Annotated in this window: 18 protein-coding genes; 4 read left to right on the top strand and 14 right to left on the bottom strand. The window is 63.6% G+C overall.

Going from position 1 to position 14,706, the window contains the following annotated elements:
• Nucleotides 1–94: 94 nt before the first annotated feature.
• From G4223_RS00555 to nosZ, 3 genes are all read right to left on the bottom strand, one after another.
• Nucleotides 95–844: a c-type cytochrome gene (locus G4223_RS00555; RefSeq protein WP_163673685.1), complete on the bottom strand. Its 750-nt coding sequence runs from the start codon at nucleotides 842–844 to the stop codon at nucleotides 95–97.
• Nucleotides 845–902: 58 nt separating this feature from the next.
• Entirely contained in the window at nucleotides 903–1,502 is a 600-nt protein-coding gene (locus G4223_RS00550) for a c-type cytochrome (RefSeq protein ID WP_163673683.1), read from the bottom strand.
• A gap of 80 nt (nucleotides 1,503–1,582) precedes the next feature.
• A complete protein-coding gene (gene nosZ / locus G4223_RS00545) occupies nucleotides 1,583–3,880 on the bottom strand; it encodes a Sec-dependent nitrous-oxide reductase (protein ID WP_163673681.1) in 2,298 nt (765 codons plus the stop codon).
• A gap of 168 nt (nucleotides 3,881–4,048) precedes the next feature.
• Here nosZ and G4223_RS00540 point away from each other — a divergent pair, with 168 nt between their 5' ends.
• A complete protein-coding gene (locus tag G4223_RS00540; protein ID WP_163673680.1) occupies nucleotides 4,049–4,603 on the top strand; it encodes an SCO family protein in 555 nt (184 codons plus the stop codon).
• Nucleotides 4,600–5,193, top strand: coding sequence for a TlpA family protein disulfide reductase (locus G4223_RS00535; RefSeq protein ID WP_163673677.1), 594 nt, complete (start codon nucleotides 4,600–4,602; stop codon nucleotides 5,191–5,193). Before G4223_RS00540 ends, G4223_RS00535 begins: the two co-directional genes overlap by 4 nt.
• Before the next feature lie 34 nt (nucleotides 5,194–5,227).
• Here G4223_RS00535 and G4223_RS00530 read toward each other — a convergent pair whose 3' ends face one another.
• The 6 genes from G4223_RS00530 to G4223_RS00505 all read right to left on the bottom strand — a co-directional run bounded on the left by G4223_RS00530 (nucleotide 5,228) and on the right by G4223_RS00505 (nucleotide 8,717).
• Nucleotides 5,228–5,632, bottom strand: coding sequence for a DUF2946 family protein (locus tag G4223_RS00530; RefSeq protein WP_163673676.1), 405 nt, complete (start codon nucleotides 5,630–5,632; stop codon nucleotides 5,228–5,230).
• Nucleotides 5,633–5,719: 87 nt separating this feature from the next.
• The gene (bfr, locus tag G4223_RS00525) at nucleotides 5,720–6,202 is read right to left on the bottom strand and encodes a bacterioferritin (RefSeq protein ID WP_163673674.1); all 483 of its coding nucleotides are present in this window, start codon (nucleotides 6,200–6,202) and stop codon (nucleotides 5,720–5,722) included.
• 16 nt (nucleotides 6,203–6,218) lie between these two features.
• Nucleotides 6,219–6,704, bottom strand: a complete 486-nt coding sequence (bfr, locus tag G4223_RS00520; protein WP_163673672.1) for a bacterioferritin — start codon at nucleotides 6,702–6,704, stop codon at nucleotides 6,219–6,221.
• A gap of 121 nt (nucleotides 6,705–6,825) precedes the next feature.
• Nucleotides 6,826–7,230, bottom strand: a complete 405-nt coding sequence (locus G4223_RS00515) for a transcriptional repressor (RefSeq protein WP_163673670.1) — start codon at nucleotides 7,228–7,230, stop codon at nucleotides 6,826–6,828.
• Nucleotides 7,231–7,308: 78 nt separating this feature from the next.
• A complete protein-coding gene (gene modD, locus G4223_RS00510) occupies nucleotides 7,309–8,169 on the bottom strand; it encodes a ModD protein (RefSeq protein WP_163673668.1) in 861 nt (286 codons plus the stop codon).
• Nucleotides 8,166–8,717 carry a nitrogen fixation protein NifQ gene (locus G4223_RS00505; RefSeq protein ID WP_163673666.1) on the bottom strand — a complete coding sequence of 184 codons (552 nt, stop codon included), beginning with the start codon at nucleotides 8,715–8,717 and terminating at the stop codon, nucleotides 8,166–8,168. Before G4223_RS00505 ends, modD begins: the two co-directional genes overlap by 4 nt.
• Before the next feature lie 217 nt (nucleotides 8,718–8,934).
• Here G4223_RS00505 and G4223_RS20160 point away from each other — a divergent pair, with 217 nt between their 5' ends.
• Nucleotides 8,935–10,140, top strand: a complete 1,206-nt coding sequence (locus tag G4223_RS20160; RefSeq protein ID WP_277394990.1) for a GGDEF domain-containing protein — start codon at nucleotides 8,935–8,937, stop codon at nucleotides 10,138–10,140.
• A gap of 3 nt (nucleotides 10,141–10,143) precedes the next feature.
• On the opposite strand, the gene G4223_RS00495 is transcribed toward G4223_RS20160, so the two are convergent.
• The 3 genes from G4223_RS00495 to G4223_RS00485 are packed head-to-tail and all read right to left on the bottom strand — an operon-like array spanning nucleotide 10,144 to nucleotide 11,953.
• Nucleotides 10,144–10,392, bottom strand: a complete 249-nt coding sequence (locus G4223_RS00495; RefSeq protein WP_163673664.1) for a GIY-YIG nuclease family protein — start codon at nucleotides 10,390–10,392, stop codon at nucleotides 10,144–10,146.
• Nucleotides 10,392–10,607, bottom strand: coding sequence for a SlyX family protein (locus G4223_RS00490; RefSeq protein WP_163673662.1), 216 nt, complete (start codon nucleotides 10,605–10,607; stop codon nucleotides 10,392–10,394). The genes G4223_RS00495 and G4223_RS00490 overlap by 1 nt, the downstream gene beginning before the upstream one ends.
• Nucleotides 10,608–10,615: 8 nt before the next feature.
• Nucleotides 10,616–11,953 carry a DEAD/DEAH box helicase gene (locus G4223_RS00485; RefSeq protein WP_163673660.1) on the bottom strand — a complete coding sequence of 446 codons (1,338 nt, stop codon included), beginning with the start codon at nucleotides 11,951–11,953 and terminating at the stop codon, nucleotides 10,616–10,618.
• Between the two features lie 358 nt (nucleotides 11,954–12,311).
• On the opposite strand from G4223_RS00485, the gene G4223_RS00480 reads away from it, so the two are divergent.
• Nucleotides 12,312–13,418: a GGDEF domain-containing protein gene (locus G4223_RS00480; RefSeq protein WP_163673658.1), complete on the top strand. Its 1,107-nt coding sequence runs from the start codon at nucleotides 12,312–12,314 to the stop codon at nucleotides 13,416–13,418.
• Here the strand turns inward: G4223_RS00480 and G4223_RS00475 are convergent.
• Together G4223_RS00475 and G4223_RS00470 are read right to left on the bottom strand one after the other, a co-directional pair.
• Complete coding sequence (locus G4223_RS00475; RefSeq protein WP_205762305.1) at nucleotides 13,359–14,120, bottom strand: enoyl-CoA hydratase; 762 nt, start codon at nucleotides 14,118–14,120, stop codon at nucleotides 13,359–13,361. The two genes, G4223_RS00480 and G4223_RS00475, sit on opposite strands and share 60 nt — an antisense overlap.
• A gap of 102 nt (nucleotides 14,121–14,222) precedes the next feature.
• Nucleotides 14,223–14,706 (bottom strand): 4Fe-4S dicluster domain-containing protein (locus G4223_RS00470; protein ID WP_205762304.1); only part of this gene is annotated, 484 nt, incomplete at its 5' end.

Here is a 14,706-nt window from a genome sequence, read left to right as displayed (position 1 = left end):
CACGGCCCCTGTCCTGGCATTGCATGGCAACCTCGCATGTCGGAAAGAAAAGGTGGACCGCCCGTCCGCGTGGAACGGGCGGTCCCGGACGGACTTATTCGAAATCAGGATTCTTCCAGCCCTTGACGCCGATCTTATCGGCCGGCGGCTTGATGCGCGAGACATAGTCCAACACCGCCTTGGTGTCACGCTCGGTCATCCACTGGATCTGCTTGACCATGTCCGGGTTGGCGTTGCGGCGCTTGCCTTCCTTGATCCACTGGTATTGGCGCATCAGGTAGTTGTAGTGCTGGCCTTCCAGACGCGGATAGTACTTATCGTTGTCACCCTGACCGTGGTCACCGTGGCAGCGGGCGCAATTTTCCTTGTACAGCTTCTTGCCGTGTTCAAGGTCGCTGCCGTCGCCCATGCCCGGTTCGGGGTTCATCTTGAGCTTCTGGATGTAGGCCGAGACGTCGGCGATGGCCTGCGGACCACCGATCTGGTCGGGCAATGCGAAGGGATACATGGTCGGGTTGTCGCGGTTCAGAGCGCGGATGTCGGCCAATTGCTTGATGATCACCTTGGGGTGCTGGCCGGCAAGCTGCGGGAAGGTACCGTCGGTCTGACCCCAGCCTTCCGGCAGGTGGCAGGCGGCACACACTTCGTAGACCTCACGGCCGTTGGCAAGGTCGGGAGTGAGGTGTTCGGCCTCGTCCTTCTCGCCGCCATTGGCGTTCCACTCGTAATCCTTGTCCCCCAGAAGCTTGCCCTGCTTAGGCTTGTCCATCGGACCAGCCCAGGCGGTTCCCAAGGCGGCCGTAGCAACCAGCGTGACCGCCATCGCCTTGAAAATGGTCTTCATAATGCGCTCTCCAGACTTCGAATTCTTTAGATAAATCTTATCCCCCCTGCCCCCGTCGTCACTTGACGTTGGCTAAGAAATCGGCGATCGCCGCCAAATCTTCGTCGCTGACCAGATGCATGACCGGCTGCATGGCGTTGGACCCGCCGTTGGTGCGGGTCGAGGACTGGATGTCCTTGGCCTGGGCGATCAGGTAGGCCTTGTCCTGGCCGGCCAGCGCCGGATAGGTCTTCAGGATCGGCTTTGCGCCGTCCTTGCCGTGGCAGGCGATACAGGTCTTTGTGGTATAGAGCTTCTTGGCCGGATGCCCCGCGTCAGCGGTCTTGGGGCGCGGCAGCGTGGCGAGAAAGTCGGCGAGAGCGCGCATGTCGCCCTCCTCCATCTCCTCGACCATGGGCTTCATGGTGTCGGTGGTCTGGCCGTTGGCCCGCGCCCCGGACTTGATGTCCTTCAACTGGTTGAACAGGTAATCCGGGTTCTGGCCGGCAAGGCGGGGATAGCCCTCTTGCAGCGGCGTCGCGGCGTCTTCGCCGTGACAGGCGGAACAGCCTTTTTCCTCATACAATTGCTTGCCGTCGGCGGCGAGGGCCGGCGCGGCGGCCATGGCTCCCAGCAGGGAGGCCACGGCGATTGACCGTCGCACGAATTTGATCTGCATCACGTCCTCCTGGTTCTTTGACAAACGGGGGACGGATCGCTCCGCCCCCCGCCGTCAAACGGTGACTGTGTTCTCGAGGTTTACTGGACCTTCTTGGCCCCGTGCTGCTCGAGGTAGGTCTTGGCACGCAGACCGATGTCGGCGGCCTTGACCTGGTACTGGAACCACTGTTCCGCCCACAGCATGGCGTTCTGCCAATCGGCCTTCTTGGCGAAGTCTTCCGACTTTTCCTTGGCGCCCTTGGCGAAGTTCAGCTGATCGGTGGCGTCCTCGACCAGGGCGACCACAGGCGGGAAGTCCTTGTAGTTGACGCTGGTGATGTAGCCGACCACGCTGTCGATGACCTTTTGGGTATCGACGTTGGCCTTCACGCGGCCGTCGTAGTCCTTCTGGGTATAGGCGACGCCTTCCTTGGCCTTGGCGGTCTCCGCGGCCTTATAGTTGGCCGGCTGAACCAGCAGGTAGCCTTCCATCTCAAGGTGCAGCGCCGAGCAGAACTCGGTGCAGTAGTACGGATACACGCCGGCCTTGTTGGCCTTGAAGGTGGCGGAAGCCGTCTTGCCCGGTTCGAGCGACAGGTTGACGTTGTGCTTGGACACGGCGAAGCCGTGGGTTTCGTCCTGAGCACGCTCCAGGTTGGTCAGGTGCACGGTGACTTCGTCGCCTTCGGTCACCTCGATGATTTCCGGGGTGATGTGCGACCGGATCACCGAACCGAACACCTCGACCTTGCCGGGCTTCCGCTCGATACGCTCGGAGCCGGCGCGGACGGACGCGGGATGCTTTTCCTCGGTCCGCGAGTCGGTGCCGTGCGGGTAGCGGATATGCGGCTTCAGCTTGTCGGCGGAGATGGCAACCGCGTAGTGCGGCTCGCCCAGCGGCAGCGGCATGTCATAGAGCAACTGCATCTTGTCGTTGGACGCGTCGATCAGCTGATGGTTCTGCGGATGCAGCGGGCCGACCGGGTTGAAGCGGTCGATGGCCAGCTTGTTCAGCGCCACCACGTACTTGCCCTTGGGATGGACGGTGTCGCCTTCCATCGCCATCAAGTGGCCGATGTTGTAGTGGATCGAGATCTTGTCCAGGACCTTGCCTTCGCAATAGTCCCACTTGGCCAGCATCGAATCCACGTAGAGCGAGGTATAGGCCACGCAGGGCTTGGCGTCATACTGGGTATGAAGCGGGCCGAGGCCCAGTTCCACCTGCTTGTGCACCACCGACGCCATGTCGATGATCGGCACGCCGTATTCGTCCTTACCCGAGAACTTGCCGGCCTTGACCTGGGCCATGATCTTGTCGAACGAATAGACGGTGGTGTGGCTGTCCAGCTTGCCCGAGACGGTGATCAGCTTGCCGTCGGGAGTGACATCGACGCCGTGCGGCGACTTCGGCTCGGGGATCAGGAACAGCACGCCTTCCTTGACCGACGTGGCCAGATCGATCACGACATGGCCGTTGATCTTCTTGCCCTTGCCGGCCTTGAACAGCTCTTCCGCCTTCTTCCAGTTCACCACATGAAGGAAGTCGGTGTCCTTGGCCGAGCAACCCGCTTCGAACGGCGGACGGCCGCGCTCGATACCGCCGACATAGCGTTCCGAGCAGAAGGAGTTGGTGAACGACCAGCCGTCCGACGGGCCCTTACCGAAGTCGGACAGATCCTGGCTGTAGGGCGGCAGTTCGATCGAGAACGAGTTCTCGGGTTCGATCCGGCCCTTCTCGCGGTTGAACCTCCAATAGGTGACCGCACCGCGATACTTCTCGTTGAACTGCTCCAGCGGCACGAAATCGTCTTCCAACGGTGCCGGATACTGAGCAGCCTCGATGATGTAGTCGGTGTTGGGCGACACGAAGGTGCCACCGTGTTCGGACTTCAGGATCGGGTTCTTGACGATCTGCTTGGTCTCGAAGTCCCTGAGGTCGATGACCGCGACACGCGGGAAGTTCTTGTCGTTGATGAACAAGTACTGACCGTCGTAATCGCCGTCCGTCTCCGAGAGAGCCGGATGGTGGGTGTCGCCGAACAGCACCTTACGGCCGTCGATCGACGAACCTTCATCCAGGATGCGCTTGGATTCGTCGTCATAGCCGTAGCCCTGCCAGGGCTCGGGGGTGAACACGCCGATGTACTTGAGGATACGCATCGACGGGATGCCGTAGACGAGAACCTGACCGCTCTGACCGCCCGAGGAGAACACAAGGAATTCGTCGCGCTTGCCGGTAGGCGTATAGGTCTTGGCGGCGGCAAGAACATCCTTCTCATTGAGCCCGCGACGCTTCATCACGTCTTGCAGGCTCTCGGCGGACCACGCACTCGCGGCCGCCAGGACGCCAAAGCTCGCCGTTGCGAGCAAGGTCGCCAGCTTCATGCTTCTATTCATTTTCCCCACCTTCGAACTGTTAAAAGATAATCGAAGAGGAACTCCAACACTTCGCCGACGAGGATGCTCCTTTCGTCCTGCGCCAACCGTGACCTTGGTCAATTCCTCGCGGGGCCGGGGATGGTCTAATGTTGCTCAACAACGGTTCCCGTCTCGAAGGGGGAAAAGATGAAAAGATTGCTCGCCGCGCTCGCGGTTCTCGTCCTGACCTGCGCCGCCGCGCCGGCCGCCGAGGTCACCGGACGGTTCAACCTGGTGGACCAACGGGGGAACGCCGTCAGCGAAGCCAGCTACGACGGCAAGATCCGCCTGATGACCTTTGGATACACCTTCTGTCCCGACATCTGCCCGACCACGCTGAACACCATGGCCGGCACCATGGACCTGTTGGGAGACAAGGCGTCCGAGGTGGTGCCGATCTTCGTGACCGTCGATCCCCGCCGCGACTCGGTGGCGCATCTGCGCGAATACGTCGAAGCCTTCAGCCCGACCATGGTCGGCCTGACCGGCAACCAGGAAGCGGTGGACGCCGCGGCCAAGGCGTTCCGCGTGCGCTACGTCCTCAATCCGCCCATGGATGCCAACGATCCCAACAGCTATTTCGTCGATCATTCGGCCGGCATCTTCATCATGGATCGCCAGGGCCGTTTCCTTGCCAAACTGGGCCATCGTTCGGAACCCGACGAAGTGGCCGCCCGCCTGATGGAGGTGCTGGAGAAATGAACCGCCGCCGCCTTTTGCTGACCGGCCTCGCCACCTTGGGGGCAAGCACCCTGTCCCCTGTCGCGGCACAGGCCGCCAAGGCACAACAGGGATTGTTCGTCCATGCCGAACCCCGCCCGCTGCCGGCGCTCGACATCCGCGACAACGAAGGCCGCCCGGCGGGACTGGACGGCTTTCGCGGTCGCCCCGTCCTGATGAACCTGTGGGCAAGCTGGTGCCTGCCCTGTGTCGCCGAATTGCCGGCGCTCGACCGCCTGAAACCCCAGATCGAGCCCGAAGGCGTCGCCGTGATGGCGCTGTGTCTGGACCGTTCCGGCGCGGTCGGCGCCGTCAACACCTATGCCCGCCTGGGCATCGGGAACTTGGCCGTGCACGTGGATTACGAACGCAAGGCCGGTGAAGTGTTGGGCGTTCCCGTCCTGCCGACCACCTTGCTGGTGGATGCGGCCGGACGTGAGGTTGCGCGTTTCGTCGGTCCTGCCGCCTGGGACGGTGCCGAGGCGATGACCTTGTTACGCGCGCTCAAGGCGGGCAAACCGTTGGATCCGTCCATGGCGCCACCCTTGGCGAAGCCGAAGACCAATCCTTAAGACGAACAGATCAAGGGGAAAAACGAAGGGGGGATCAGGCCTGGGGCGGAGCGCGAGCCTGGGCGTGGCGGGACGCCTCGCCTTCGCGCCGATCCTGGGCGCCAGTGGACAAACGGATGGCTGCCGCGCTCTCGGTGGGGAGAGTGAAGTGTTGGGGCGGCACCGCCCCGTTGGCCAACTGCGCCACCTGGCAAAGCAGGCAGCATTCGTCGCTGGACGCGGGTGTCTCGCCCGGCAAGGCGGCTTGGCCGCCGCCCCGCGCGTGACAGACGTAAACGCCAAGAATCCCGGTAACGGCGACGGATTGTCCGGCGACGTTGACCAGGGCCAAACCCGGCGTGGTGATGGTGAAGAGGAAGCCGAACAGGGCGACCAGCGCGCCGAACTGGCCAAGCCAGCCGCGCCTGAAATGGTCACGTGTCGCCCATGGAGCTTGCATCGAAGGCACTCCTCCCTGCTATGCAGAGTGCCGGGAAAGGACACCCCTTTCCGTGACTTTGGTCAAGAAAAGGGGTGTCCAAGCCAATCAGGCGCCTTCGATCTCGCCCATGGCCGATTGCAGATAGTTCCCCAATCCCATGCTGTCGATCAGCCCTTGCTGGGTTTCCAGCCAATCGACGTATTCCTCAACGTTTTCCAGGTTTTCCGCCAATTCGTGCCGGGTCTGGTAATCCTGCCGGGCTTCGGCCAGGGCGATCGCCGCCACCAGTTGGTTGCGTTCGGCCAGTTCGGCGGCCAGATCGGCGGCAATGATCTCGGGCACCGTCTCACCGATGCTGAGCTTGCCCAAATCCTGAAGGTTGGGCAGCCCCTCAAGGAACAAGATACGTTCGATCAGGTCGTCTGCCGATTTCATCTTGCTGATGGACGCCTTGTAGACGGCCTTGCCCAGGTCGCGCACCCCCCAATTCTTCAGCATCCGGGCGTGCAGGAAATATTGGTTGATCAGGGTCAGCTCGGTCTTGAGCAGGCCGTTCAGCGCCGCGATGACGTCCTTGTCGCCTTTCATGGCGTCGTCCTCCCGTTTATTGGCCCGACAGGCCGCCGGCGGCGGACTGGGCGTAATTGGCCAAGCCCATGGCGTTGATCAGGAACAATTGTTGTTCCAGCCAATGGGTGTGATCGTTCTCGGTGTCGTCGAGCAACTCGCCCAACAGGCGGCGGGTGTCGTAATCCTGGACCTGTTCGCAATGAGCGATGGCTTCCTTGAGGGCGGCGACCACCTGAAGCTCGTAGGCCAGATCGTTCTTGATCATGGACGGAACGTCCGAACCGATGGCCAACGGCGCGCGCGAGGCAACGTCGGGCACGCCTTCCAGGAACAAGATGCGCTGGATCAGCTTGGCGGCGTGCTCCAACTCCTCGACCCGCTCGTGCTCAAGCCGTTCGTAGAGCTTGCCGAAGCCCCAGTTCTGATACATGCGGGAGTGGATGAAATATTGGTCGGCGGCGGTCAATTCGCCGGTCAACAGCTTGTTCAGCCGCTCAATGACGCTGGGAATACCTTGCATGGCGGACTTCTCCTGGCAACGGGAACCCGGCCAGTGTGCCAACAGGTCGCCACAGCAATCAAGCTAACTTTTTGAAAACAAAACAGCTTTTAAACATTTAAGAACCATTCTCAAAAGCCGCCTAAAGCTTGAACTTCCGTACCCGCACGATCACGTCCGTCCGTACATGCTCGGTCCCGTCGGGCAAATCGGGGGTTCCCTCCAGTCGTAACGACGAAGCGGGGATGTCGGTCAATTCCGATGTCGCCTCGTCGAACATGTGATGATGGTCGTCGGGATTGCTGCAAAACCATGTGCGTTCGCCGACATCCACCCGGCGAAGCAATCCCGCGCCGGAAAACAGGTTGAGCGCGTTATAGACGGTCGCCAGCGACAGCCGCAGCCCCTGCTGCCCGACCTCGCGGTACAATTGCTCCGCCGACAGGTGGCGGGCGCCCCCCTGACGGATCAATCCCAGCAGCAAGACCCGTTGCCGCGTCGGACGTATTCCCGAAGCCTGAAGTTCGACCGACAACGATTCTGGCACGACACACCATCAATTAAGACGCATTCGCATTCTTAATCTAAAAGCCCATCGAGCCGCAAGTCCGTGGAGCCCCCTATCTCATTCCGCCGCGTCGATGGCGCCCACCGCTTCAATGGCGACAGCGACGTCCTTGGGCGGGGCCAGATAAGGCGCGGTGCTGACCAGGACATGGGCACCGGCATCGGCATAGGTGGCAGCATTGCCGGCGTTGACGCCACCGGCGGCGGCGACCTTGACCTGGGGGGCCAGTCGGGCCAGACACGCCACCACCTCGGCCACCGCATCGGGAGCGAACTTTTCCAATTGCACCACGTCGGCACCGGCCTGGGCGGCGGCGATGGCGCCTTGGGCGTCCTTGACCTCGACCACCACCTTCTTTTCCGGGCTAAGGGCGCGCAGCCGCGACAACGCCGAATCCAGACTTTCCTCGCCCAGAAAGACGCAATGTTCGGGGAACACCAGGATGGTTTCCGACAGACCAAGACGATGGGGCACGGCGCCACCGGCCACGATGGCCTTGACCGCGACAGCGCGGGTACCGGGAAAGGCCTTGCGGGTACAGGCCACCACGATGGCGGGGTTGACGGCACGGGCCGCATCCACCAGGGCACGGGCGCCGCTGGCGATGCCCGACGCCGCCTCGACCAGGGTTTGCGCCACTTTCCACGATGCCAGCAACGCCGCCGCCGAACCGTCGGCGGTCAGCAAGACCTCGCCAGGAGCCGCCAACGTGCCACTGGGCACCACCTGGGACACCTGCCCCCCCGCCCGCGCGATCAAGCGGGCCGCGTCCTCGGTGGCCGCCGCCACCATGGCGGCACGGGCGCGGAACACCATGCGCCCCGGCCGGGCGCCGATGCCCAGGGCTTGGGTGGTCAGGTCGCCATAGGGTACGTCCTCGGCGAACAGGCGGTCCAGATCGGAATCGCTCAGCATCATTCCTCGGCTCCAAAGCACAGGGAGAAATCGGAACAGGTGTCGCACACCGGCGACTTGCAGATGACGACGCCCTCGGCCTCGCACATCTGGCGATAGAAAAACTTCTTCCACTTCATGTCGCGGTCGTTGCGTTCCGCCAGCGGCTGAAAGTGTCGGCGCATCAAACCCGACAGGTCAATGCGCGAACGCAATCCCAAATCCTGCCACAGATGGTTCGGAGCCAGCGACCGCCGCGCCACCATGGCGGCCAGCCACAACGCCGCCGGATCGCCCGGCCGGGTGGCGTTGTCGGCCAACAGACGGCGCAGGTCGTCCTCTTCCAAGGCGTCGTCGCCGACCGGGCCGCTGGCCGCGAGGTCCAGCCATGCCGCCCCATCGAAATAGGTCTGGCGCAGGGCGCATAATTGTTTCGCGTCCAGCCCGACCGCCCGAGGCAACGGACGCGGCGCCTCGTCCAGCCCCTTTGCCAGGATGCAGGCAAAAAGATGACGGTCGAAATCGTCACCGCCGCCACTGGCCATCATCAGCCGTTGATAGTTTTCCGACATCCTTGTCCCCGTCGCCGCCGTTCCCCCGCTCCCTCGCAAAGCTCGGGCCAAGCGCCACATCCCGCCCGGTGATTGAACTGTGCGTGAAACATGGCAACCATGCCGCATGCCAGGGCGAAAACCCTCGAAATCAGGTGCCAGCCCCATTGTTCCCACCCCCTCAACTGGACTAAGGTTTGGCGCCCGCGCCTTGCGGATGTTGGGGGGAATACGTTTCATGTCCGGTATGAATGTGGAAGAGGCGACGCCGGTTCGGCGCTCGTTCGCGGCGCACATCTTCGCGCCGATCAAGATCACCTGGGACCAGTTCATCGACCTGTTGGTGCCGTTCCGCCATTCCACCCACATCCGCCGCCACGCGGCCTCGGTGACCATATCGCGCGTCCAGTTGGTGGCCGCGCTGTTCGCCGTGCTGGTACCGGTGTGCTCCATCCTCGACTGGTTCGTCTTTCCCTGGCCGGAATGGGCGCAGATGACGCTGATGCGCTTCGCCTCGTCCCTGGTATTCGTGACCCTGGCCTGGCCGTGGAACACCACCAAGTCGCGGCTTCAGGCCGACCTGATGCTGGTGGCCATGCTGCTGGTGCCGCCGGTGTTCTATCTGATTTCCATCCGCATCATCTCGGGGCTTCAGCTTGACCCGTTCGCCATGCTGGCGACCAAGCTTTATGCACTGATGCCTAATATCGTGCTTGCCGGGCTGGCGATCTTTCCGCTGACCGCGCTCGAGGTGCTGCTGTTCGCCATTCCCGCCTTCGCCTTCGCCATCGTCGGCTACGGCATGAACGGCGAGACCCTGTCGCTGGTCCAGCACGGCCCCGAATTGTGGCTGATGGTGTTGGTGATGGGGGTGGCCATGTTCTCGGGCATGAGCCAGTTGCACTACATGGCGGCGCTGGTCAACCGCGCCATGATCGACCCCTTGACCGGCGCCTACACCCGCCGTTCCGGTGGCGAGACGCTGGACCTTCTGTTCCGGCTGGCGGCATTGCAGAATGCCCCCATGGCAGTGGCGTTCTTCGACCTCGACAAGTTCAAGTCGATCAACGACACCTACGGCCACGACGAAGGCGACCGGGCGCTCAAGGGGTTGGCGGAGCGGCTCAAGTCCGGGCTGCGCAAGGGCGACGTGCTGGTGCGCTGGGGCGGCGAGGAATTCGTCGCCATCCTCAACAACACCGACGCCGAGGGGGCGCGCATCGTGGTGCAGCGCCTGCGCGACGCCGGCTTCGGTCTACGTCCCGACGGTTCGCCGCTGACCGCATCCATCGGTGTGGCCGAACGGACCGCCGACAACGCCAAGGACTGGCCGGAACTGGTGGAAGCCGCCGACCAGCGCATGTACCAGGCCAAGCGCGGCGGCCGCGACCGGGCGATCCTGCCCGGCGACGTCACCTTGGTGTTCGGCCCGCCGATCGGCTGAAATTCAGGCGTTTTGTCGTTTCAACCGCGCTTTGAAAAGGCGGTCGCGTTTGACCGCCATCTCGCGCCGAAGCGCGTCGCCGTGAGACATGGGACCTTCGGAGTGGATCACCCGCCACGGCCCGCGCCCACGGGTGAAACGCGCGCCCTTGCCGGCATTATGGGCGGCAAGGCGGGAAACCACGTCGCGGGCGATCCCGGTATAGGCGATGCCGGCGGGATTGAGCAGGACGTAGACGAAATAGCCGTCCATCAGTAATGCGGCGGCGGCTTGTCGTCCTGGGGCGAGCGGTCCCAGCCGCTTTCCACTTCACGCAACCGCCCGGTCAGGCGCCGTACCCGCTCGTTCAGGACGTCGATAAGATTGCCCTGGTCGGCGATGACCGAGGACAAGTCCTCGGCCATGCGCTCGTAATAGGCGATGCGGGTTTCCAGCTCGATCAGCCGTTGTTCCAGCATCTCGTCCATGGGCCGACCTACTTGCCAGCGTAGGCGGCCGTTTTGTGGCCGCCACCATGACCGGAACGGTGCTGACCGCCGCCTTGGGACTGACCGCCCGAACGGTTCCACTTGCCGCCACCCGGCGCGCCGTTGGAAGCGCCGTTGGGGCCGCCATTGGGACGGAACCGCCGGGGACCCTGGGGACGGGCGGCCGGGCCGGTGGCGATGGGACGGCGGGGTTCCAGCCCCGGCACCACATGCACCTCCATGGCGGATTTGGTGTAACGCTCGATCCGGAACAGCGCATCGCGATCGACCTTGCCGGCGAACGAGATGGCCACGCCCTCGGCACCGGCACGGCCAGTGCGGCCGATGCGGTGCACGTAATCCTCGGGCTGACGCGGCAGGTCGAAGTTGATGACGTGGGTCACGTCCTTGATGTCGATGCCGCGCGCCGCGACGTCGGTGGCCACCAACAGGCGGATACGGCCGGTGCGCAACTGCTCGATGGTGCGGTTGCGCTGGCCCTGGTTCATGTCGCCATGCAGGGCGCCGGCGGCGTGGCCGGCCTGCCACAGGTCGCGGGCCAGGGTGTCGGCGTCGCGCTTGGTGGCGGTGAAGACGATGGCCTTTTCCACCTCGGGCAGGTTGACGAAGTGGTTCAGAAGCTGGCGCTTGTGCTCCAGGTCGTCGGCATGGTGCAGACGCTGCTCGATCTTGACGGCGGAAGCGGTGTGGGCCACCTCGACGCGGACCGGATTCTGCAACAGCCCCTCGGCCAGCTTGGCCATGCGGCGATCCAAGGTGGCGGTGAACAACAGGGTCTGACGATCACGGGCGCAGGCGGCGGCGATCTTTTCCACGTCGTCCAGGAAGCCCATGTCGAGCATGCGGTCGGCTTCGTCCAGGATCAGCACCTCGACCTCGGACAGGTTGAGACGCTGACGCTCCAGATGGTCAAGCAGACGGCCGGGGGTGGCGACGATGATGTCCACCGGACGCGACAGCATGCGCAGCTGTTCGCGATAGGGCAGACCGCCGACCAGTTCCACGGTGTTGAGGCGCAGGTACTTGCCGTACTTGCGCGCCGATTGCAGCACCTGACGGGCCAGTTCGCGGGTCGGCGCCAACACCAGGACGCGCGGCGTCGCGGCGTCGCGGCGCGGGGCCGGCGGATTGGCGGCCAGTCGGGTCAGCGACGGCAACAGGAAAGCGGCGGTCTTGCCGGTGCCGGTCTGGGCGGTGGCCAGCACGTCGCGGCCGTCAAGGGCCGGGGGAATGGCGTCGGCCTGCACCGGGGTCGGCTGGTCGTAACCGCCTTCGACCAGAGCGTTGAGAACCAAGGGATGGAGTGCGAGATCAGAGAACGACAAAGGACTTCCTTATGACAAAGACGGTGCGGCTCGGCCCGGAAATCGGACCAAGCGGCTATGTTTGATGCGGGAGGAGGTCAAGAGGAAGAAGCGTCCTCGCGGGGGGCGGCGTCTTGCCCGCCCCAACCAATGGCAGCGTCTCTCTCAAGAGACGTGCGAGCCTCCAGCGATTGAACGGGGCGGACCATAGACGTTTTAATGGGCACAAGGGAAGCGAATTCCGCGCAGCCCCCCTGTGCGACGACGCGCCCTTCCGTATCATAAGTATAATAAGCCACCTTGTGCACCGCACATCAATTGATCAAGGCTTCACCTATATATAGGATATCGAGGCAACGAAAACCTGGAACGGTCTGAATTGCTGTCGAACATAGAATACGAAAACTACATTGCACGGCGCAGGACCCAGGCGCTTTCCATCATCCGTGCCGGTTTCTTGGCGGGCTTGTTGTTCAACTCTCTCTTTTTGCTGTTCGACGTGTGGTCCGGGCTCGACCTCGACCGGACCATGCCGTTGCGCGGGTTGTGGTCGGGCGTGCTGTTGACCGGCATCGGACTGACCTTCGTGCCGCGCGGCCATGACGGACTGGCCTGGGTGGTGGGCATCGGCGGTTGCGTCGGCGCCTGGATGATGGCCGAGATCATGTTGCTCGACAGCGTGCCGGCGCGGCATGTCCCCGGCCTGATCACCTTGTTCATCGCCGCCGTCGGCATGTCGCCCTCGGTCCGCTCTGCCGGTTTCACCATCGCGGCGCTCGTGCTGGTTCCCACCGTAGTTCTGTTGTCCGGCGGCCGGCCGCTGACCGCCGTGCTTGAGGTGGACGCCTTCCTGGGTATGGCGGCGATCATGTGCGCGCTGGTCTGCCACCTTTTGGAACAAAGCCACAAGCGGGCCTTTCGCCTGGAACGCGCGCTCGAACGCAAGGCCACCACCGATTCCTTGACCGGACTGGCCAACCGCCGCTATTTCTTCGACCGCGCGGAAATCGAGACGATGCGGCGCGGTCGCCTGTCGGCACTGATGATGGACGTGGACCATTTCAAGCGTATCAACGACCAGTTCGGCCACGATGTGGGCGACCAGGTGTTGAGGGCGGTAGCGGCACAATTGCGCGGCTGCGCACGCGACAGCGACGTCCTGGCCCGCACCGGAGGCGAGGAATTCGCCCTGTTGGCGGTCGGCGCCGGCATCGCCGAGGCGATGGAGATCGGCGAGCGCATGCGCGCCGCCATCGCTCGCCTGGACATCCGCCCCGACGACGAAGCGCTGAAGGTGACCATCAGCGTCGGTTGCGCAGAAATGGCCTCCGATGAAGACGGTATCGACGCGGCTCTGAAACGCGCCGACCAAGCGCTCTATCAGGCCAAGCACGGCGGCCGCGACCGGGTGGTCGCGGCCCCTCTCTCAGAGCGAGCGGAAATCGGGTTGCCGCCGCTCGAAGAAGGCAGCCACGGCCTCCTTTAGTTCGGGCGAACGCAGACAGCGGCTGAAAGCGTCGAATTCGATGGAGAACCGGGCGGCGACGCCCTTGTCCTCGCCTTTCATCAGCGCCTTGGTCAGACGAAGTGCCGCCGCCGGCTTGTCGGCCAGCTTGGCCGCCAACTGCGATGCCGTTGCCACCACCCGGTCGGCCGGCACCACCCGGTTGACCAGCCCCATGCTCTGGGCACAGGCCGCGTCGAACGGTTCGCCCAGCATCAACAACTCGGCGGCGCGCATGTGTCCGACCAGACGCGGCAGCAACAGAGACGAGGCCGCCTCGGGCACCAGGGCTAGGTTGATGAAGGGGAATTGCAGCCGTGCGTCATCCGCCGCCACCACCAGATCGCAATGCAACAGCATGGTGGCGCCGATCCCGATGGCGGTGCCGTTGACGGCGGCCACCACCGGTTTGACGGTCGCCGCCAGCGCCCGCAGGAAATCGGCGGCCGGACTGGCCTCGATGTCGTCCACCGTCAGGAAATCGCCCAGATCGTTGCCGGCGGTGAAGACGTCGCCGCTGCCGGTGAACATCATCACCCGCACCGAATCGTCGCGATCACCTTCGGCCACCGCCTGGGCCAGAGCGGCATACATGGCCTGGGTCAGGGCGTTCTTCTTTTCCGGGCGTTCGATCCGAATGATCAGGACGCCATTGTCGGTGGTGACGTTGATGTGTTCGCTCATGACCCCTCACATATTTGGATAATTTGGTCCGCGGCCGCCTCCGCAGCCGGGCAGACCCGGCTGCATCACGCGCAAGAAGGAAGGCGGCGGCCTGACGGCAATTTACATATTTGGATAGTTCGGTCCGCCGCCGCCTTCCGGCACCACCCAGTTGATGTTCTGGCTCGGGTCCTTGATGTCGCAGGTCTTGCAGTGCAGGCAATTCTGGGCGTTGATCTGAAGCCGTGGCCCCTCGACGATCTCGTAGACGCCGGCCGGGCAATAGCGTTGCTCGGGTGCGTCGTAGACCGCGAGGTTGACCCGGATCGCCGCCTCTTCGTCGGCCAGCTTCAGGTGCACCGGCTGGTTTTCCTCGTGGTTGGTGTTCGAGATGAACACCGACGACAGACGGTCGAAGCTCACCACCCCGTCGGGCTTGGGATAGGCGATCCGGGGGCACTCGGCCGCCGGCTTCAGTTGTTCGTGGTCGGGCTTATGGTGCAGCGTCCACGGCGCCCGCCCCCGCAAGACGTAGGTGTCCACCGCCGAATAGGCGATCGCCGCGTAAAGCCCCCATTTGAACGACGGCTTGATGTTGCGCACCTGG

Source organism: Magnetospirillum aberrantis SpK, from assembly GCF_011022235.1.
Taxonomy (GTDB): domain Bacteria; phylum Pseudomonadota; class Alphaproteobacteria; order Rhodospirillales; family Magnetospirillaceae; genus Magnetospirillum; species Magnetospirillum aberrantis.
Note: the sequence above shows the minus strand (reverse complement) of the source record. Positions and strands in the feature narration are given on the sequence as shown.